Source organism: Vibrio maritimus (assembly GCF_021441885.1).
Taxonomy (GTDB): Bacteria; Pseudomonadota; Gammaproteobacteria; order Enterobacterales; family Vibrionaceae; genus Vibrio; species Vibrio maritimus_B.
Genome location: NZ_CP090438.1, coordinates 1,190,825 through 1,207,816, shown reverse-complemented (window position 1 = coordinate 1,207,816; position 16,992 = coordinate 1,190,825). Strand labels below are relative to the sequence as shown.

The 16,992-nt window shown below is 47.2% G+C and carries 17 protein-coding genes; 1 reads left to right on the top strand and 16 read right to left on the bottom strand.

From position 1 onward, the window contains the following. Positions 1–53: 53 nt before the first annotated feature. The 16 genes from pal to aspS all read right to left on the bottom strand — a co-directional run bounded on the left by pal (position 54) and on the right by aspS (position 15,810). A complete protein-coding gene (gene pal, locus LY387_RS05580; protein WP_042472015.1) occupies positions 54–578 on the bottom strand; it encodes a peptidoglycan-associated lipoprotein Pal in 525 nt (174 codons plus the stop codon). Between the two features lie 31 nt (positions 579–609). Next, entirely contained in the window at positions 610–1,938 is a 1,329-nt protein-coding gene (gene tolB, locus LY387_RS05575) for a Tol-Pal system beta propeller repeat protein TolB (RefSeq protein WP_419153440.1), read from the bottom strand. A 34-nt stretch (positions 1,939–1,972) separates the two neighbouring features. Then, the gene (gene tolA, locus LY387_RS05570) at positions 1,973–3,019 is read right to left on the bottom strand and encodes a cell envelope integrity protein TolA (protein WP_234495596.1); all 1,047 of its coding nucleotides are present in this window, start codon (positions 3,017–3,019) and stop codon (positions 1,973–1,975) included. 13 nt (positions 3,020–3,032) lie between these two features. Further along, positions 3,033–3,476, bottom strand: a complete 444-nt coding sequence (locus LY387_RS05565; protein ID WP_042472013.1) for an ExbD/TolR family protein — start codon at positions 3,474–3,476, stop codon at positions 3,033–3,035. Then, on the bottom strand, positions 3,476–4,162 hold the full coding sequence (gene tolQ, locus LY387_RS05560; protein ID WP_234495595.1) for a protein TolQ: 687 nt from the start codon (positions 4,160–4,162) through the stop codon (positions 3,476–3,478). The genes LY387_RS05565 and tolQ overlap by 1 nt, the downstream gene beginning before the upstream one ends. Next, positions 4,152–4,571: a tol-pal system-associated acyl-CoA thioesterase gene (gene ybgC / locus LY387_RS05555; RefSeq protein WP_042472009.1), complete on the bottom strand. Its 420-nt coding sequence runs from the start codon at positions 4,569–4,571 to the stop codon at positions 4,152–4,154. Before ybgC ends, tolQ begins: the two co-directional genes overlap by 11 nt. A gap of 184 nt (positions 4,572–4,755) precedes the next feature. Further along, entirely contained in the window at positions 4,756–5,058 is a 303-nt protein-coding gene (gene ybgE, locus LY387_RS05550; RefSeq protein ID WP_112481006.1) for a cyd operon protein YbgE, read from the bottom strand. Next, complete coding sequence (gene cydX / locus LY387_RS05545) at positions 5,051–5,158, bottom strand: cytochrome bd-I oxidase subunit CydX (protein ID WP_000270284.1); 108 nt, start codon at positions 5,156–5,158, stop codon at positions 5,051–5,053. The genes ybgE and cydX overlap by 8 nt, the downstream gene beginning before the upstream one ends. Before the next feature lie 12 nt (positions 5,159–5,170). Beyond that, on the bottom strand, positions 5,171–6,307 hold the full coding sequence (gene cydB / locus LY387_RS05540; RefSeq protein ID WP_128650741.1) for a cytochrome d ubiquinol oxidase subunit II: 1,137 nt from the start codon (positions 6,305–6,307) through the stop codon (positions 5,171–5,173). A 15-nt stretch (positions 6,308–6,322) separates the two neighbouring features. Further along, positions 6,323–7,909 (bottom strand): cytochrome ubiquinol oxidase subunit I, encoded by a 1,587-nt coding sequence (gene cydA / locus LY387_RS05535; protein ID WP_234495594.1) that lies wholly within the window; start codon positions 7,907–7,909, stop codon positions 6,323–6,325. Positions 7,910–9,134: 1,225 nt separating this feature from the next. Continuing rightward, entirely contained in the window at positions 9,135–10,142 is a 1,008-nt protein-coding gene (gene ruvB, locus LY387_RS05530) for a Holliday junction branch migration DNA helicase RuvB (RefSeq protein WP_234495593.1), read from the bottom strand. Positions 10,143–10,190: 48 nt separating this feature from the next. Beyond that, positions 10,191–10,808, bottom strand: coding sequence for a Holliday junction branch migration protein RuvA (gene ruvA / locus LY387_RS05525; protein WP_128650746.1), 618 nt, complete (start codon positions 10,806–10,808; stop codon positions 10,191–10,193). 80 nt (positions 10,809–10,888) lie between these two features. Further along, the gene (locus LY387_RS05520; protein ID WP_234495592.1) at positions 10,889–12,316 is read right to left on the bottom strand and encodes a methyl-accepting chemotaxis protein; all 1,428 of its coding nucleotides are present in this window, start codon (positions 12,314–12,316) and stop codon (positions 10,889–10,891) included. Between the two features lie 173 nt (positions 12,317–12,489). After that, complete coding sequence (ruvC, locus tag LY387_RS05515) at positions 12,490–13,011, bottom strand: crossover junction endodeoxyribonuclease RuvC (RefSeq protein WP_042472000.1); 522 nt, start codon at positions 13,009–13,011, stop codon at positions 12,490–12,492. A 13-nt stretch (positions 13,012–13,024) separates the two neighbouring features. Next, entirely contained in the window at positions 13,025–13,771 is a 747-nt protein-coding gene (locus tag LY387_RS05510) for a YebC/PmpR family DNA-binding transcriptional regulator (RefSeq protein WP_042471998.1), read from the bottom strand. 260 nt (positions 13,772–14,031) lie between these two features. Next, on the bottom strand, positions 14,032–15,810 hold the full coding sequence (aspS, locus tag LY387_RS05505) for an aspartate--tRNA ligase (protein WP_042471995.1): 1,779 nt from the start codon (positions 15,808–15,810) through the stop codon (positions 14,032–14,034). Between the two features lie 254 nt (positions 15,811–16,064). Here aspS and LY387_RS05500 point away from each other — a divergent pair, with 254 nt between their 5' ends. Next, on the top strand, positions 16,065–16,943 hold the full coding sequence (locus tag LY387_RS05500) for a DUF72 domain-containing protein (RefSeq protein WP_234495591.1): 879 nt from the start codon (positions 16,065–16,067) through the stop codon (positions 16,941–16,943). Positions 16,944–16,992: the final 49 nt, after the last annotated feature.

The following is a 16,992-nucleotide window of genomic DNA, read 5'->3' as shown; positions in this document are numbered from 1 at the left end:
ACGACAATGTTGCAGCGCGAACGCTGCAACATTTCAATCTTGGGCAGATTGGATTAGTAAACTAGTACTGCGCGACGGTTTTTCGCGTACGCGTCTTCAGATTGACCTAGTACTAGTGGCTTCTCTTCACCGTAGCTTACGATAGAGATTTGGTCTGCTTGTACACCAAGAGCTTGGATGTACTTAGCAACAGCGTTAGCACGACGCTCGCCTAGTGCGATGTTGTACTCAGGCGTACCGCGCTCATCAGCGTGACCTTCGATAGTTACTTTTAGAGACACGTCTTTGCTTAGGTAAGCTGCGTGTGCTGCAAGCATATCTTCGTAGTCACCAGCGATAGTAGAGTTATCAAATGCAAAGTAAATCGTTTGGTTTTCACGAAGTGCTTTTTCTTTTAGCTCTTGCTCAGATAGCTGTGCATTCTCATCAATTGGTGTAGCAACTGTTGTTTCTTGTTGCGCTTGGTTGTTAGTCTCTGCACCTGTAGATGACGCAGCGTCGTCGCTTGAACTACATGCCGTCATTGCAAGAACTGGCAGTGCGATTAGCAACCCCTTAAAAACTTTGTTTAATTGCATTGTTATTTCCTTAACCTAAAAAATTTAATTGCTATAAAAACGGTGACCAAGCCGGTGCTCTAACGCGACCGTTTGTAGCCGGTAGTCTAGCTTTAAATCGTCCATCGATGGATACCATAGAAAGGACGTTAGTTTTGTTATAAATGGAACTGTATATCACCATGCCACCATTCGGTGCGATGCTTGGTGATTCATCGAGCAGCGTTTTCGTGAGGATCTGTACCGAGCCAGTTTCTAGATCTTGCTTAGCAAGATTAAAACCAGAGTTAGAACGATTAACCATCACTAGGTAACGACCATCAGGGGTGATCTGCCCACCGAGGTTTTGGCTACCTTGCCACGTGATTCGTTTAGTTTTACCGTCAGACAAATTTACTTCATAAATCTGAGGGTTACCACCCCTATCCGACGTAAAAATAAGGGAATTGCCGTCTGGTTTCCAGTACGGTTCCGTATTATTTGATCGACCACTTGTAATTTGACGCAGTTTTCTGGTTTCCAGATTTAGCGTATATACATGCAGTTGCCCAGTCTTCGACAAGGTGATCGCGAGAGACTTCCCATCAGGAGAGAATCTTGGCGCACCATTGTGACGAGGGAATGACGTTACCTTTTCACGTTTACCTGTGTAGATATTCATGATGAAGATTTCAGCCTGGCCATTTTGGAAGCTTACATAAGCGAGCTTCTTACCATCTGGTGACCATGCTGGTGACATTAGCGGCTGTTTTGAACGAAGTACTAGCTTTTCGTTGTAGCCGTCATAGTCAGCAATACGCATTTGGTACGGGAATTCATCGTTGTCTTTTACAACGACATAAGCGATACGCGTCAAGAACGCGCCGCGCTCACCTGTTAGCTCTTCATAGACTAAGTCTGAGATACGGTGCGCGTATTCACGCATGCGTGGACCAGGTACCGTAGCTTTCTTCTTAAACAGAACATGGTCGTTTGATAGCACGAGTTGACCATCGTCGCTCAGTGCTTTTGATTTGCCGCCCGTCAACTGACCACGTACCACATCAACCAACTGGTAACTGATTTCGTAGTTGCCTTCAGCATTTTTTACGATGCTGCCCGTTAACAGTGAATCGACGCCCATCGACGTCCAAGCTTCAAAATTGATCGCGGATGAGTCGTAAGGTGTTTGTGGCATTTTGCTGGTCGCCACCGGGCTAAACTTACCGCTGCGCTGTAAGTCTGATGAGATCACTGCCGATACATCGTGTGGCAGTTTACCCTCACCTTCCCATTTGAAAGGAACGATAGCGATCGGACGAGCCGAATCGATACCATCGGTAATCACAAGTTCTAATGCAGCGTTAGCCGTTTGAGCAAGCATGCTCATCACCAACGCCATTCCTAGGAATATTCGCTTAATCACAGGTGTTTCCTTATAACTGTGGCTTATACGTCAAGTTAATGTTCTTTAGCTGAGCATTAACTTCAGGAAATTCTGAAAGGGGGAACGATCTTACTTGCGCAATAGCTCTTTTAGTAGCGTTACACAATCGAGTGTCACCCTCAATAACCTTAACCGCACCAGCAACGGCACTATTACCAGCTGGAATTAATTGTATGTTTACACGGCACTCTTTACCGCGAAAGCTCGACTCTTGCAGTAAGTGCTGTTCAATAAGGTTCTGGTATATTTGACTCATTCTCGCGATCTCAGCATCAACCTTGCTGGAGCGCGCAGCACTGTTACTTGCGGCCTCACTTTCCAGACCAGAAAATATGTCGTTCAATGCTGCTTCTTGCTCTTGTTTGAGTCTTTCTGCCTCTTTTCGATCTCGCTCTAGCTGTTCAAGACGCTCTTGCTCTTGGCGTGCTTTCTCTGCTGCTTCTGCCGCTGCTTTCTCTTTGGCGACACGCTCTTGTTCTGCACGCTCAGCGGCTTCTTTTTCGCGCTGCGCTTTTTCTTGTGCTTCTTTGATTGCTCGCTCTTTCTCTAAGCGCTCTTGCTCTGCTTTCGCGATAGCCGCTTCTTGAGCAACACGTTTTTGCTCTGCAATACGGATAGCTTCTTCTTTCGCTTTACGCTCTGCTTCTGCCTTCTCTGCACGCTCTTTTTCAACCTTGCGGCGCTGCTCCGCTTCACGCGCGGCTTGAGCATCTTTCGCTTGCTGCTCTTTCAGCTTACGAATACGCTCTTCTTCTGCCTTGCGGTTTTTCTCAAGCTGCTCGCTCTCACGACGAAGCTTGTCGAGGCGGTCTTGCTCTTTCTTAGCGGCGGTTTCACGCTGCTTACGAATTTCCGCCGCTTGCTGGCGGACCTTCGCAGGATCAATCACAACGGCTTGCACCATGCCAGTAGGTTCTGATTTCGTCATATTAAAATCAGTGCCCCACAGCAAAGCGACGATCAAGAGTGCGTGAGCAAACAAAGAGATCGCAATCGGCTTTCCGTAGCTGTTTCTGTTGTTCTTATTGCTTTTCATACGGCTGCGACGACTATTCCCTTATGTCCGTTAACAAGCCAACCTTTGGAATACCTGCGCGGCTTAATTCATCCAGCAGCAATACCACTTCAGCATAAGGGGTCGCTGCATCACCACCCACCGCAACCGGTGAGTCTGGGTTGATAGAAAGCTCAGCACGGACTCGTACGATAATATCTTGCAGACTAAGACCGCGTTGAACGTCTTCGTTATTCACGCTTAGTCCTAAATTTCCATCGCGGTCGACTTCAACGATGATGAAGCTTGCGTCAGTATCGCCCGCTAGCTCAGAGGCTGGCTTGGCAGTAGACGTTTTTGGCAGCTCAACATCGACACCTTGAGTAATAAAAGGCGACGTCACCATGAAGATAATAAGCAGCACAAGCATAACGTCGATGTAAGGTACGACGTTGATCTCACAGGTGAGCTTGCGTTTTTTGGGTTGGTAGCCCGCCATTACTGCTCCCTACCTGCCATCGCTTGTCGGTGCAGGATGCTGTGGAACTCTTCTGAGAAGGTCGCGTAGTTGTGCTCAAGTTTACTTACTTTGTTGCTCAGGCGGTTGTAAGCCATTACTGCTGGAATTGCAGCAAATAGACCCATCGCCGTTGCGATCAGTGCTTCTGCGATACCAGGCGCAACCATGGCAAGCGTTGCCTGTTTCACTTCGCCCAGTGCGATAAACGCATGCATGATACCCCACACGGTACCAAACAGACCGATGTATGGGCTGATTGAACCAACGGTTGCCAAAAATGGCAGGTTGGTTTCTAAGTCTTCTACTTCACGAGAGACCGCAACGCGCATCGAGCGCCCTGTCCCTTCCATAATGAAAGCTGGAGAGTCAGCGTTAGACTTGCGCAGACGCAGGAATTCAGTAAAGCCGCTGTAGAAGATCTCTTCTGTACCAGAAAGATCGTCTTTGCGTTTTTTCACATCTTGGTAGATCTGCGCAAGGTCAGCACCCGACCAGAATTTGTCTTCAAAGGTTTCTGATTCTTTTGTCGCTTCTTTAAGAACTTTGCTGCGTTTAATGATCATCGCCCAGGATACGACTGACATCCCCATTAGAATCAGCATTACCAATTGAACCAGTAGACTTGCCTCTAATATGAGGTCTACAAACGAAATATCAGCCGTCACTGTCTTTTAACTCCACTACGATAGACGAAGGAATGGCCTTCGGCTTCATTTTAACATTATCGATACATGCCACTTTAACCAGTGCTTTCGCAATTGTCACACCCTCTTGGTCAACAATTTCTTGAGCAAAAGTAAGCGATGCTTTTTTAAATTCAGAAATATAGGTTTTTATCGTGAGATGATCATCAAGGCGGGCACCACGGATAAAATCAATATCCATATGGCGAACCACAAATCCGGTGTGCTCTTCGAGTAACACGCGCTGATTCACACCTTTGCTTCTAAGTAGCTCGGTACGGGCGCGTTCAAAGAAATTGAGATAGTTCGAATGGTAGACGACACCACCTGCATCCGTGTCTTCGTAATAAACGGTCACAGGGAATTCGAAATACGATGATAACTGAGACAAACTGATAACTTCCTAATTAAATCTACGCCCTAATATAACGCAAGTGATTGTGATTGTTATAAGTGCTGACAAGAATTTTTGATTAAAGTGCCAAAATTTACACTTAACTGATGAAGATATTAGCGATTACGGGGATTTCATTGTTTCAAAAAGTAAAAAGCCCGAGCAATGGCTCGGGCTTTTCCTAGAAAACGTACATTAACGTTAAGTAACTCAACACAGTTAGCGATAAATATGGACTGAACACCACCTGCCACAACCAAAACCTTGGTTTGAAGCCGATGCCATAAACCATACTCGAACAGAGCGATAGCACGAACACCAAGCCTAACCATGGGGCGAAGCCGCCAATGGCCGCGTCATAGTCCTCAGGACTCCACATAAATAGACCCGCGTTGGCAAAGCCAAGCACCAGTGATAAGGCGCGTAACAGCACCTTATCCATCGGCTTGTGAATCTGCTCTAACTGTTGGTTAAGCTTACTCACTGTCTTTGTCCATCATCTCACTGTGTTCAAGCCAAAGTGCATTGATGATGCCGAATGCACATGCCAGAAGAACACCTAAAATCCAAGCGAAATACCACATGTTAAATGCTCCTTAGTATAGTGAATTCTTGTTTTCTTCGATGAACTTGTCATCAAGACGACCAAACATTTTGTAGTAAGTCCACGCTGTGTAGCTAAGAATTACTGGAACCATAACAAACGCTACCGCTGTCATTAGGTTCAGAGTCAACTCACTTGAAGTCGCATCCCACATGGTCAAGCTGTGGTTTGGATTCATGCTGCTAGGCATTACGAATGGGAACATTGCAAAACCAGCAGTAAAGATGATGCCACCGTTCGCTAGAGAAGACGCAATGAATGACACTGCGCATTTCTCAAGACGAGACGCAAGAACCGCTAGAAGAGGCATTACCACGCCAAGTGCTGGAGCAATCCAAAGCAGTGGGTACTTCTCAAAGTTCGTCATCCAAGCACCCGCTTCGCGAACCACTTCTTTAACAAGAGGGTTAGACGCTGCGTTGCCATCGATGCTGCTAACTACTAAGTAGCCATCGATGCCTTGGATCCAGAAACCTGCACCAACGAAAGCAACAACGGTGAGTAGACCCATTAGCTGCGCTGTATTACGAGCACGAGTATGGATATCGCCTGTGGTCTTCATTTGTAGCCATGTAGAACCTTGAAGCAGGATCATGAACAGGCTCACTAGACCACACAATAGTGCAAACGGGTTAAGCAGAGCGAAGAATGAACCGTGGTAAGTCGGCATCATAAAGTCGCTTAGCTGGAATGGAACACCTTGTAGCAGGTTACCAAACGCCACACCGAAGATAAGCGGTGGAACGAAACCACTGATTGAGATACCGATATCCCAAGCATCACGCCACTTTTTATCTTCTAGCTTAGAGCGGTAATCTAGACCGATTGGACGTAGCCAAAGCGCTGCTAGAGTCAGGATCATTGCTAAGTAGAAACCAGAGAACGACGTTGCGTAAACCAGCGGCCAAGCAGCAAATAGCGCACCACCAGCCGTGATTAGCCAAACTTGGTTACCATCCCAGTGTGGTGCGATAGAGTTAATCATCACACGACGTTGAGTATCCGTTTTACCTAGGATAGGCACTAGTGCACCTACCCCCATGTCAAAACCATCGGTGATAGCGAAACCAGCAAACAATACGCCGATCAGTACCCACCAGATGAATCGTAAGACTTCGTAATCAAACATTCTTTTTCTCCTTGCTTACGCTTCTACTTGACGACTAACTTTGTTCTCTACCGTTTCGACGTTTTGTTCGAAGTGGTAGCGACCTGTCTTCAAGCTACTTGGGCCTTTACGTGCGAATTTCACCATTAGGTAAACTTCTGCAATTAGGAACACCGTGTATAGAGCGATGATTGCGAATAGTGACGTCCAGATCTGACCCGCTGTCAGTGCTGATGCCGCGACGTGTACAGGCAGGATTTCACCTACGGCCCATGGCTGACGACCAAACTCAGCGACGAACCAACCTGCTTCTACTGCAATCCATGGAAGTGGAATGCTGAATAGCGCAGCTTTAAGGATCCATTTTTTCTGTTCAATTTTCTGACGACATGTCTGAATGAATGCCGCACCAAATACGAATAGCATGATGAAGCCACACGCAACCATGATACGGAACGACCAGAATAGTGGCCAAACTGTCGGGATAGAGTCATCCGCAGCCGCTTGGATTTGATCTTCAGTCGCATCAACTACTTTGTCTGTGTAACGCTTAAGCAGTAGACCGTAACCAAGGTCTTCTTTCACGTCATCAAACGCTGCAAGGTTTGCATCTGTACGCTCACCTGCACGCAGTTTTTCTAGAAGCTCGTACGCATACATACCGTTGCGGATACGATCAACGTGCTCTTCACGTAGGTCACGAAGACCTTGAACTGGAGTATCGATAGAACGTGTTGCGATGATACCCATTACGTATGGGATCTTAAGCGCGAAGTCGGTTTCCATCTTGTCTTGGTTTGGAAGACCAAACACGGTGAACGCTGCTGGAGCCGGCTCTGTGTGCCATTCCGCTTCGATCGCTGCAAGTTTCACTTTCTGTACGTCACCAAGCTCGTAACCAGATTCGTCACCAAGAACGATAACAGAAAGGATAGAAGCCATACCGAAAGACGCCGCAATCGCGAAAGAACGACGCGCAAATGCAACGTCACGACCTTTCAGTAGGTAGTAAGCACTGATACCCAGTACGAACATCGCACCGGTGGTATAGCCTGATGCTACCGTGTGAACAAACTTAACCTGAGCTACTGGGTTTAGTACCACTTCTGCGAAGCTGACCATTTCCATACGCATGGTTTCGAAGTTGAACTCAGCGCCCACTGGGTGCTGCATCCAGCCGTTCGCCACAAGGATCCAAAGTGCAGAGAAGTTTGAACCTAGTGCAACCAACCACGTTACCGCTAAGTGTTGACGTTTTGAAAGCCTATCCCATCCGAAGAAGAAAAGTCCGACAAAGGTGGATTCGAGGAAGAAGGCAACAAGGGCTTCGATCGCCAGAGGCGCGCCGAAGATATCACCAACATAATGGGAATAGTACGACCAGTTTGTACCAAACTGGAATTCCATCGTAAGACCGGTGGCAACACCAAGTGCGAAGTTAATACCAAACAGCTTACCCCAGAACTTGGTCATGTCCTTGTAGATTTGCTTGTTGGTCATTACGTAGAGGGACTCCATGATGGCAAGTAGGAATGCCATACCGAGAGTCAATGGAACGAACAAGAAGTGATACATTGCCGTAATTGCGAACTGCAATCTCGACAGATCAACAACGTCTATCATGGTAACTCCTTTTGTGCCGACAAAACGACACTCTCTACATCAGTGCGCAAAGGAAACAATGTTTAAGCGGGGTTGAGCTTGTTGAGCGTCCGCTAAAATTGTTGAGCTTATTGTCATCCTTGTTGCAAAAATGTACCTCAATGGTTAGTTAATTGTTAAGCATGCGCTAATATAGCTGTGGCTAATATTACTGGTAAATTGATTCGGTTTCAAAAGGTTTATTTGAGGGTTTTGCCTTGATTTATATCAACAAACACGAAATGACGATTGTACAATCTTTAATCACATTGATGCAGGTCAAGTTTGGTGGTTTTTTGTAACTAATTTGGGGAGTGAGTTTCGGGTGCTTTGGAGGGCAATACCCCTTTAGGGGCAATGGATTATAGCGTTTTTCATCAGCGTTGTGAAAATGAATTCACCACTTGATAATAAATTGAAATAAAACTGGCGGGAATATGACACTGCATAGTTGAAATATTACTTTACAAATATGCAGTTCAACATTCGTACGACCTTTCTTACTTGAATAGTTCGTCATACTCATTTTATCCCATCATCCACACTCCGCGTCATCCTCATGACAATGAGGATCTTCCACAACGCGTGACTAACCTTTTCGGTCGACTTACAAGCAGCGTTACACCGTTAGGAAGTCACGCGCTGTATGAGATTCCCTTTTTCAAGGGAATGACGCGGGATTTGGGGGTGACAACATCCCTTGACCCTCAACTCCCCGTCATCCTCATGACAGTGAGGATCTTCCACAACGCGTGGCTAACCCTTTCGGTCGACCTACAACTAGCGTTACACCGTTAGGTAGTCACGCGCTATGTAAGATTCCCTTTTTCAAGGGAATGACGCGGGGCTTGTGGATGACAATAGGGATCTTCTGCAACGCGTGACTAACCTTTTCGGTCGATTTACAAACAGCGTTACACCGTTAGGTAGTCACGCGCTGTGTGAGATTCCCTTTTTCAAGGGAATGACGTGGGATTTGGGGATGGCAACATCCCTTTACCCTCAACTCCCTGTCATCCTCGACTCCCCGTCATCCTCATGACAATGAGGATCTTCTACAACGTGTGACTAACCTTTTCGGTTGGCTAACAAGCAGCGTCACCCGTTAGGTAGCCACGCGCTGTATTAGATTCCCTTTTTCAAGGGAATGACGCGGGATTTGGGAATGATGAGAGTTAACAGGAAAATGGCGGTAAACTTACCGCCATTAAGCCTTGTCTATTCCAAAGTGGAGATAGGCTCGATCTGATGCAATACGACCGCGGGGTGTACGTTGTAAGTAGCCTTGTTGAATGAGGTAAGGCTCGATGACATCCTCGATGGTGTCTTTCTCTTCGCCAATTGCGGCGGCGAGGTTATCAAGTCCTACAGGGCCACCAGAAAACTTCTCCATAATCGCCAACAGAAGCTTTCTATCCATGTAGTCGAAGCCTTGGTTATCGACATCGAGCATGTTTAGAGCTTTATCCGCGATCTCGGCACAGATATGACCATTGCCTTTCACTTCGGCATAGTCACGAACGCGGCGCAGAAGACGGTTTGCAATACGAGGTGTACCGCGCGCACGTCGAGCGATTTCTAATGCTCCTTCTGGGTCCATAGACAGTCCCAAACAGCGAGCACTGCGTTGAACGATATTTTGAAGGTCGCCAATCTTGTAGTACTCGAGGCGTTGGACAATACCGAATCGGTCACGAAGCGGTGAGGTCAGTGAACCTGCACGAGTCGTAGCACCAATTAACGTAAAAGGAGGCAGATCGATTTTGATCGAGCGAGCTGCAGGACCCTCACCAATCATGATATCCAACTGATAATCTTCCATCGCTGGATACAGCACCTCTTCAACCATTGGGCTTAAGCGGTGGATCTCGTCGATAAATAAGACATCGTTCTCTTCGAGATTGGTCAACAGCGCGGCAAGGTCACCCGCTTTTTCAAGTACTGGACCCGACGTGGTGCGGATGTTTACTTCCATCTCGTTAGCAACGATATTCGCCAACGTGGTTTTACCTAATCCTGGGGGTCCAAATATCAACAGGTGGTCGAGCGCTTCATTACGTAGCTGTGCGGCTTTGATGAAAATTTCCATCTGGTCGCTAACGTGCTCCTGACCTTCATAGTCAGCCAGCTTCTTAGGACGAATAGCTCTATCGATGACGTCTTCATCACGGAAAACTGGGTTTTCTGGGGCGATTAAGCGATCGGCTTCAATCATCTAACTGTCTCTCTACACTCACTGTCTTTCTAAAATAGCGCTTGGTCATTAAACCATAGCACGCAGTGCTTCACGGATCAGCGCTTCACTGGTCATATCTGGTTTCGCGACTTGAGAAACCACTTTCGATGCTTGAGTTGGCTTATAGCCAAGTGCCAATAGTGCACTCACCGCCTCTTCTTCTGCATTATCTGCGGTCATCGCACCAACGCTGTCAACTGGCGCTGCATCCGTTGCAGGTGTGAACAGATCGCCTGCACCCCAGCCTTTAAGGCGGTCTTTCATCTCAACGACAAGACGTTCAGCCGTTTTCTTACCAACGCCAGGCAGTTTAACGAGAGTAGAGATATCTTCGCGCTCAACACAAGAGACAAACTGGCTTGCTGACATACCTGATAGGATACCTAAACCAAGCTTAGGACCAACACCGTTGGCTTTAATCACTTCGCGGAACAATGCACGCTCGCGAACGGTGTTAAATCCATAAAGTAGTTGGGCATCTTCACGCACTACAAAGTGGGTATAGATAATGGCTTCTTGACCAATTTCTGGCAGCTCGTAAAAACAGCTCATCGGCATTTGCACTTCATACCCTACTCCACCAACTTCTATCAGTAGTTCAGGGGGTTGCTTTTCGATTAGCGTGCCACGTAGTCGTCCTATCACAGTCTATGTCTCGTTGTTCGTTGCAATAGGGCTTAGGATATAGAATAACTGGATAGGTATCCAGTTATTCTCTGCAAAAATTAGCTCATTGCCGCGCGTAGTCGCTCCGATAGCTCAGTGCCCTCGGAGATCTGTTGATTGAGCTGCTCACTGATGGTTTGGATATCTTCGGCGATGGCTTTACTGCCGGTAACAGAGCGCGCGACATCGCTACTTGCTTGGTCAAGTTCACCGATAGCTTGATTCTGCTGGGTGACTAGATGGCTAAGATCGGTGATTTCGGTTGAGATGGTTTGCACCTGCTCTATCATCTGGCTGAGCTCTTTCACCGTGGTTTGAATCGTCTGTTGACCAGAGTCGATCTCTTGCTGGCTATTACTAATCAGCGTGCGGATCTCTTCCACAGAATTACTGGTCTTCGAAGAGAGTTCCCTAACTTGCTCAGCCACCACTGCAAAACCACGACCGTGGTCGCCTGCTCGTGCTGCCTCAATCGCCGCATTCAAAGCGAGCAAGTTAGTTTGCTCGGCAACCGATGTGATCAGTTCAATTACCGACACGACTTTTTGATTACTGTTGTCGATATTCGCGATGGCTTCGGTGGAAGCATTCAACATCTCCGAGCTACTCTCGGCTTGCTGTTTGATGGCGTCAGTTTGTCCGATAACCTGCTCCATGAAGTTGACTGACTCTTGAGTGAACGAAGAGAGCTGCTCTAACTGTTGGCTCATCTCTTCAGCTGCACTTGCTTGCGAGGCGCTGTTCATGCCGAGCGATTGAACATTGGAGTTGAGCTGTGATGATTGGGTATTCACTTGGTGTATCACTTCATCAAGCTCTTGAACGCTCTCATTCACCGCCACCAGCATGCCGTCCATGCGCTTTTCGCCTTGCGACGCTTTTTCGGCTTGCAGAGCACTTTCTTTCATCGCTTTTTCAGCGCGATTAATGGCACTCTCTTTTTGTTTCGCAGTAAAGCTTTGAGCAAAGCAGATAACGCAAAGCGGCAATAGCATCCCAGACCAAATCTCAACGTTTTGTTTTGACTCAGACAGCAAGATAGTAGGAAACGAATAACCACTCGTATGGAGATAAGTCAGTACGCCTGACACGACTAAAATACCAAAGCTCCAAGTCAGAGCCATAGCTCGAGAGGCAGAGAGGTAAAAGGCAACAATGAGCAAAGGCGCCCAAAACGATTGAGTCGAATCTACGATGCCACCGCTTTGGTAAATGATGTTCACTGCGTGAAGCACCATACCGAGAAAGCCAATGTTTAGCGCGAGGGTAATCTGCCTAGAGAAACGCAGCACGACTAAGCCGACAATCTCGATAGCGACCAGTAATACTGAAGTAAGAAACAGCAGCGCATGTCCATTTGATTGCCATTTAACGGCACTGTATAAGCCTACGATTAACGCAACAACGGTAAACACTGCTGTAATTTCCGCTTTGCGTAGCGTGTTTCGGGAGAGATCTTTAGGGTTATTTATTAAGTTATGCCACATGCCCTTGTTATTCCTTATTATTGGTCCTTTGACGCACTCATCGGACCAATATTAGGAAGTTAACAAATAATTAACAAGGCAGAATAGAGAAAAGGCTCTAAAACTGTGGGCTGGTTATCGTTAAAACTATCGGTATCCAAGACGATAAGTGCTTGAAACTAAAATTCGCGCGTTTAACGATAGCGCCCTTTCTTCGCACCTGTTGCCTTACCTGCCAGAGCAACGAGCGTTTTATTGGTGTTGGCGTGACAAATTGCCACACCTAAAGCATCGGCAGCATCGGCCTGTGGTTTTGAGGGAAGCTTGAGCATCGCCATCACCATGTGTTGAACCTGAGCTTTGTCCGCGCCACCTGTGCCCACCACCGCTTGCTTGATGAGCCTTGCAGCGTACTCATAGACAGGTAGGTCATTATTCACTGCCGCGACGATTGCGCTGCCTCGAGCCTGACCCAGTTTAAGTGCAGAGTCGGCGTTTTTCGCCATAAATACCTGCTCAATCGCAAACACATCAGGTTGAAACTGAGTAATGATCTCGCTCACGCCCGCATAGATCTGTTTTAATCGACCCGGTAACTCCGATTCTGAGGTGCGGATACAGCCACTCCCCAGATACTGCAAATGTCGACCCTGCTGGCGAATGACGCCGTAACCTGTGATTCGTGAACCTGGGTCAATTCCTAAGATAATAGACATGGTTTCTCGCTAATTACTCTAACGTCGCTGCAACTTCGTCAGAGATATCACCATTATGATAAACCTCTTGGACGTCATCGAGATCTTCTAATGCATCGATAAGACGCAGTAACTTAGGTGCGGTAGATTCATCGAGATCAGCTTTCGTTGAAGGAACAAGCGTCACTTCAGCGTTTGATGCTTCAAAGCCCGCCTCATCGAGTGCGTCTTTTACCGAACCAAACTCTGCTGGTGTGGTGTAAACGTCAATGGCACCGTCATCGCCTGTTTCGATATCGTCTGCGCCGCCTTCTAGAGCCACTTCCATTACTTCGTCTTCATCAAGACCTGGCGCGTAAGAAATGACGCCTTTTTTATCGAATAGGTAATTCACGCTGCCGTCAGTGCCAAGGTTACCGCCCGCTTTTGAGAAAGCATGACGCACACCAGAAACCGTACGATTTCGATTGTCTGTCATACATTCAACCATCACCGCTGTGCCACCCGGTCCGTAGCCCTCGTAGATGACGGTCTCCATATTGTCATCACCCTCGCCACCAGCACCGCGCGAGACTGCTCGATTGACGGTGTCACGAGTCATGTTGTTTGAGAGTGCTTTATCAATAGCCGCGCGAAGTCTTGGGTTGTTATCAACCTCACCACCGCCTTCTTTTGCCGCGACGACAATTTCGCGAATCAGTTTGGTGAAGATTTTGCCGCGTTTTGCATCTTGTGCCGCTTTGCGATGGCGAATGTTCGCCCATTTACTGTGACCTGCCATGGTTAATCCTTTGAGTTCTATGAAGTTGGACTATTTATAGAGTGGTATAACTATACAGAATTTAGAAACAAAAACTCCCGCGGGTGCGGGAGTTTTGGGTATGTTGTGATCTTGGGATTGAGTTTTGGTGCTCGCGGTTAGAAGATTCCTGCCTGCGCAGGAATGACACATCAACCATCGGTGTGCCAAAGTAGTCGTCATCCCTGCGTAGGCAGGGATCTACCTCAAGCGCTCGACCTAACTAAAGACCACGTCACACCTTAAGCGTCTTTCTTCTCTTTCGCCGCCGTCACAGCAATCGCTAGCTCTTCAAGTGCAGCTGGGTTTGCTGCGCTTGGTGCGTCTGTTAGTAGACACGCTGCTGCGGTTGTTTTCGGGAATGCGATAACGTCACGGATGTTCTCTGTACCACATAGAAGCATCACTAGACGGTCAAGACCAAATGCTAGACCTGCGTGCGGTGGCGTACCGAACTTCAGTGCGTCTAGTAGGAAGCCGAACTTCTCGCGTTGCTCTTCTGCATCGATACCTAGGATCTCGAATACCGCTGCTTGCATTTCTGCGTTGTGGATACGAACAGAACCACCACCCACTTCATAGCCGTTTAGAACCATGTCGTATGCGTTAGAGTTTGCTGCCGCTGGGTTCGCTTTTAGCTCTTCCGCTGTCATGCCAAGAGGAGACGTGAATGGGTGGTGCATTGCGTGCAGGTTACCCTCGTCATCTTCTTCAAACATTGGGAAATCAACAACCCATAGTGGTGCCCACTTAGACTCATCTGTAAGCTCAAGATCTTTACCAAGCTTAAGACGTAGCGCGCCCATTGCTTCTGCAACTGTATTTGCTTTGTCTGCACCGAATAGGATGATGTCACCAGATTCTGCGTTAGTACGCTCAAGAATACCGTTGATTACCTCTTCGTTTAGGAACTTAGCCACTGGAGATTGGATACCTTCCATGCCAGCAGCACGGTCGTTAACCTTCATCCATGCTAGACCTTTAGCACCGTAGATACCTACGTACTCAGCATAGCTGTCGATTTGCTTACGAGTCAGTTTAGCGCCGCCTGGTACACGGATAACCGCTACGCGACCTTTCTCGTCGTTTGCAGGACCAGAGAATACTTTGAACTCAACGTCTTTCACTAGATCAGCAACGTCCACTAGCTCTAGTGGGTTACGTAGATCTGGCTTGTCGCTACCGAAACGGCGAATCGCTTCAGAGAATGGCATTACAGGGAACTGACCTAGGTCTACGTTCAGTAGCTCTTGCCACATGTCGCGAACCATTTTTTCAGTCACTTCACGTACTTGATCAGCCGACATGAATGACGTTTCGATATCGATCTGAGTGAATTCTGGTTGACGGTCAGCACGCAAGTCTTCATCACGGAAACACTTAACGATCTGGTAGTAACGGTCGAAACCAGACATCATCAGTAGCTGTTTGAATAGCTGTGGAGACTGAGGAAGCGCGTAGAACGAACCTTTGTGAACACGACTTGGTACTAGGTAGTCACGAGCACCCTCTGGCGTCGCTTTCGTTAGTACTGGCGTTTCGATGTCTAGGAAGCCGTTGTCATCTAGGAAACGACGAACAAAGCTCGATGCTTTTGCACGCAGTTTAATACGATCGCTCATTTCTGGACGACGTAGGTCGATGTAACGGTACTTAAGACGTTGCTCTTCAGTATTCGTTTGGTTGAAGTCTAGAGGTAGCACGTCGCTACGGTTGATGATTTCAAGACCTTTTGCAAGGATCTCTACTTCACCTGTCGCCATGTCTTTGTTTACTTGGCTCTCTGGACGTACGCGAACTTCACCAGTTAGCTTGATGCAGAATTCGTTACGAAGTTGGTTCGCTACTTCATACGCATCAGCCATATCTGGATCAACAACAACCTGAACGATACCTTCACGATCTCGCATATCAATAAAGATAAGACCGCCTAAATCACGACGACGGTTTACCCAGCCGCACAGTTCTACAGTTTGTCCTGCAAGGGACTTGTTCAGGTGACCACAGTAATGGCTACGCATAATGAATTTCCCAATTTCCGATTGTTTATATGAAATCTATATTGTGGGTGATGGCATAAAAAGTCGCCAATTCTAAATCCACCCACAAAATCAAAGGTTCATTTATACTCGGAAAATCGTCTAAAATCGACCTAATTTGACAGAATTGTTGTGTTTAATTGCCCGTTGCTACGCTAGAACACTTGAAACGGATAAAATATCAACAAATCCTATTATTTACTGACTTCTGTTTATTGGCTTTTAAAGGACGAGAAATGAGTGAACCGAAATTGCGACTTGGTCTAACCATGTGGTCACACAATGATTGGCAACACTCATTCTATGGCAAAGGTACTAAGCCCGCTGAGCGTCTCGAACGATACGCTTCTGTATTCGACACAGTTGAAGGTAACACCACGTTTTACGCCACCCCTAGCGTCAAGACAGTGAATAGTTGGAATCAAGCCACGTCTGATGATTTTCGTTTCACCTTTAAACTGCCAAAAGCGATAACCCACGAGCGAATGCTGAACCAGTGCCAAGACGAGTTGATGGCGTTTTTGCAAGTCATGGCGCCACTGCATCACAAGATTGGTATGTGGACGATTCAGTTGCCTAGCAAGTTCTCTCCTGCCGATTTACCCGCACTGCAAGCGTTTTGTACCAAATTCCCTTCAGACATGAAGTTAGGCGTTGAGGTTCGTCATCTGGGCTTCTTCAACAAATCCGATGAAGAGCGCGCGTTTAATCAATGGTTAATAGAAGAGCATATCGACCGGATCATTATGGATTCACGTCCGGTTTTTGCTGCCAAGCCAGATACTCCAGCGGTCATAGACGCCCATGAAAAAAAGCCGAAGGTGCCTGTCCATGCGATTTCTACAGCGGCGCATCCAATGATTCGTTTTATTGGGCACCCAGACATGGACGCTAACCTGGCTTTCTTTAAACCATGGGAAACAAAACTCGCGCAATGGATAGCAGAAGGTAAACAGCCTTATTTAATGATCCACACGCCCGATAATGTCGAAGCGCCAGAGCTGGCGATAAAGCTCTATAATCAGCTAAAAGCGTCGCAACTGGGGAATTTGGAACTCGCTGAGATACCGACGTTTCCGAGCCTTAGAGATGATCATCAGATCTCTATGTTTTAAGCCCGAAAACAAGGTCATCTTGTATGGTTCAACACGGTAATGACATTTC